The following is a 3994-nucleotide window of genomic DNA, read 5'->3' as shown; positions in this document are numbered from 1 at the left end:
GGCTATTACCGTGATGGTGATTTAAATGGATTGAGTGGTCAACAAGCTATAGACCTTGGGGCCACAGAAAAAAAACCTGTGTATAGCGTAATGGCTATAGAAAACAATACTACGGTTAAATTAAACGGTACTGCATTGGTTACTTTAAATAAGGGGCAAGGCTATTTGTTTAAAGCTGGAATGGGGTCTTTGGTAGAGAGTTCAGCAAAGGTAGTAATGAATGTTTCCTCTAATGCTGATGGTCCTATTGCTTGTTTGGATGGTGTTTATAACTCAATACCTCCTATTACATCGTTAGGTACCGATTATTTAGTGGTACGTAGTGGAGGAAATAACGTAGCTGAACAAACTACAATTATAGCAACTTTACCCAATACTACTGTTACTGTAACAAACTACAATTTAGCTGGGGCCTTGGTATCAACAGATTCTTATACACTTATTGCAGCAGGTAGTTTTGTAACCGTTGATAATGGTATTCGTGGAGGATCTACTGGAAGTGGACAAACAGGTGTTCAATATTCTACGTCAAAAATTTCGGCTACTAAAAACGTAGTGGCTTATAGTGGTGTTGCTGTTGGTTGCGAAGTTGATTTGTTAACTTTGGCCCCTATATCAGCCTGTGGCGGAAGTTTAATTGCGAAAACATACAAATATCGGGATCTTAATCTAGCCGACCTACAATATTTTGGCTATATCACTACTAAAAGTTCAACTGCTAAAATTTATATTACCACAACAGGAAGTGCAACTACAAATTATAACAATACAGATTTAGAAGCGATAGCTGGGGTTGGTATTAGGAGACAGATTGGTAGTAGTGGAATTTATATCATCGATTATACCAATGCAAATATACAATCGCCTGGGGCAATAACCTTTACTAGCGATGTTAGGATGAATGCTGCAATGGTACAGATTCAGGCAAGTCCTGGGGTTTCTATGGCCAATTTTATAACTCCAATGGCAGAACAGCCTATTACACCCATTTTAACACAACCTGATTGCGCTTCTGCTTCACTTTCTGTCGGTGCAGGTGCGGTAGCGCCTTTTCAATGGTATTTAAATGGTATTGCCATAGCAGGTGCAACAGGTAGTACGTTTACACCAACAGAATCTGGCTCTTATTCATTAACAACAACTTTAGAATGTGGCGTTTCGGCGCAATCTGTGCCCGTAACCGTGGCACTTTGTAATGTTGAAAGAAGTGTTACTAAAACCGTTGATGATGCAAAGCCACCTATTAACGGTACCGTTCGTTTTACGATTAGTGCATCAAATACTGGCGTAGGGACAGCTTTGGGGGTTTCTGTTACAGATTTATTGCCTTCAGGTTTTACCTTTATAAGCAGCGTTGCCTCAACAGGTACTTCTTATGACGGAACTACAGGATTATGGAACATTGGGTCGCTAGGGCCAAATGGTTCGGCAACCTTGGTGGTTACGGCAAAAGTAAATTCATCAGGTAATTACACAAATACAGCCACCATTACCGGCTCGCAAACCGATGGTAATACTGCAAACGATGCAAGTTCTGTAACCGTAGTTCCAGTTACCACAATTTCCCTAACTTCTTCTTCTACACCACCGAGTGATGCGCAAACGGTATGTATAAACACAGCCATTACCAATATCACTTATGCCATTGGTGGAACAGCTACAGGTGCAAATGTTACTGGCTTACCTGCGGGAGTTACATCGAGTTATAACAGTAGTACAAGGGTATTAACTATTTCAGGAACACCAACTGCAATTACTGCGGGGCCAATAGATTATGTGGTAACCTCAACAGGGGGGAGCCCAAATGTATCAGCTTCTGGATCAATTCAAGTAAATGGATTGGTAGCAAAGCCAGTATTTGCCGCTGGTGCAACTTCGAGCAGATGCCAGGGTGCGGGATCCCAGTTTTATACCGCAACAGCAACAAATGCAACTGGGATTACCTACATGATCAGTACAGCAAAAAATCAAGCCGTAATCGATGCAGTTACTGGAGAGGTAACCTTTTCAGCATTATTTTCCGGAACGGCCGTAGTAAGGGCTACCGCTGCAGGATGTACTCCTCAATGGACTGAGCATACCATTACTGTTACCTCAACTGGTACTATTGCAGGTACGGCAAGTGTTTGTAGCGGAAATAATGGTGCATTAACCTTAAGTGGAACAACAGCAACGGTGGTAAGATGGGAATATTCAACAGATGGAGGAACAAATTGGATTACTTATTCGCCAGCAACTACAACAACCACATTAAATTATACAAATTTAAATGTAACAACTACTTATAGGGCAATTGTAACTGGTGGCGGATGTGCAGCAGCTGCATCTTCTCCATTCATGGTGAGTGTAACACAAAAACCAGTTATTGCAAACCAAAATTATAATCTCTGTGTATCTGGCTCTTTCAATTTTGCGCCAGTTGAAGCACCAGCCGGTACAACTTATACCTGGTCTGCTCCTGTTACTAGCGGAGGCACTGTAACGGGTGCTACTAGCGGAACAAATGCCGCATCTGTTGTCCAAACCTTAACCAATACAGGAACAACTACAGCTACGGTTGTGTACACCGTTACGCCAACTAATGCAGGCTGTAGTGGTACTACATTTACTATAACAGCAGTTATAGGACCAAATATTTCTGCATCAGCTGGTAACCCGGCAACGCTTTGTAATAACGGGACATTCTCTGTTAATCCAACATCTAGTAATGCAAATTTAAAATATACCTGGACAGCCAGCTTAATCAGCGGCAGTAACCTTACCGGATTTAGCGATGCTACTACGGCCGTTAGTGGTCCAATTAGCCAGGCTTTGGTGAACAACTCTGCTACCGGTGCAACAGTTCGGTATACTGTAACTCCGGTTTTAGACAATTGCAGCGGCAACACATTTACATTTGATGTTACTGTACAGAGTGCGGTTACGCCTGGAACTATTGCGGCTAACCAAACCATTTGTGCCAATACTACCCCAACACCCATTAGTTCTACAGCCAATGGTACAGGGGCGGGCACAATAACTTATACTTGGGAAAATTCTACTAATGGCACTACATGGAATACAATTGCAAGTGCAACATCGGCAACTTATGCACCAGCAGCTTTAACCCAAACTACTCAATACCGCAGAACAACAGTATCTACCCTAAACGGAACAGTATGCCAATCGGCAACCACGAGTCCGGTTATCATTACTGTGGGGACAGCGAGTACAATCACTACCCAGCCAATCAATCAAAATGTTCGGGCTTTATCTAATGTTACTTTAAATGTAGCCACAACTGGAGGCACTGGTACAAGCCAATATCAATGGCAAGTAAGTACTGATAACGGAACTAGTTTTACCAATATTACTGATGGTAGTTTATACAGTGGAGCTACAACTAATTCCTTAACCATTACCGGAGTAAATGGTACAATAGAAGGTTATAAATATAGAGCGTTAATTACACAAACTGACAATGCCTGCGCCACTGTAATTTCAAATGTTGTTAATCTTAACATAGATTCTGACAGGGATGGTGTTCCTGATAACATCGACCCAGATGATGATAATGATGGTATTCCAGATACAGTAGAAGGAACAAGTGATTTTGATCATGATGGCATTCCGAATTATCTGGATATAGATTCAGATAATGATGGTATCGTTGATGCAATAGAATCAAACGGAAATCCAAATAACGATCCTGATAAGGATGGGCGTTTTGGTACAGGAGCCTTTGTCGATACTGATGGTGATGGATTAGCTGATGCGGTTGATCCCAACAATGGAGGGACACCTTTAGTTATTCAGGACAAAGACAAAGATGGGAAGCCAAACTATCTGGATCTCGATTCTGATGGTGATGGAATACCTGATACCTATGAAGCCGCTTTTTATATTATAGATGGCGAAAATGATGGTATTATTGGAACCGGACCTATTATAGATGCTGATAAAGATGGCCTTTCAGATTTAAACGATCCAGATTTTGTGACCGTTAGCCCACTAT

1 protein-coding gene is annotated in these 3994 nt (G+C 41.6%); it reads left to right on the top strand.

All coding sequences use genetic code 11. The features are described 5' to 3' along the window. The coding region (locus AC1DND_RS21910) for a PKD-like domain-containing protein (protein ID WP_477584732.1) at window positions 1–3994 on the top strand (3994 nt) is incomplete at both ends.

Source organism: Pedobacter sp. 01N416 (assembly GCF_056399685.1).
The sequence above is the reverse complement of the archived record's forward strand: the minus strand, read 5'-3'. Positions and strand labels throughout refer to the sequence as shown.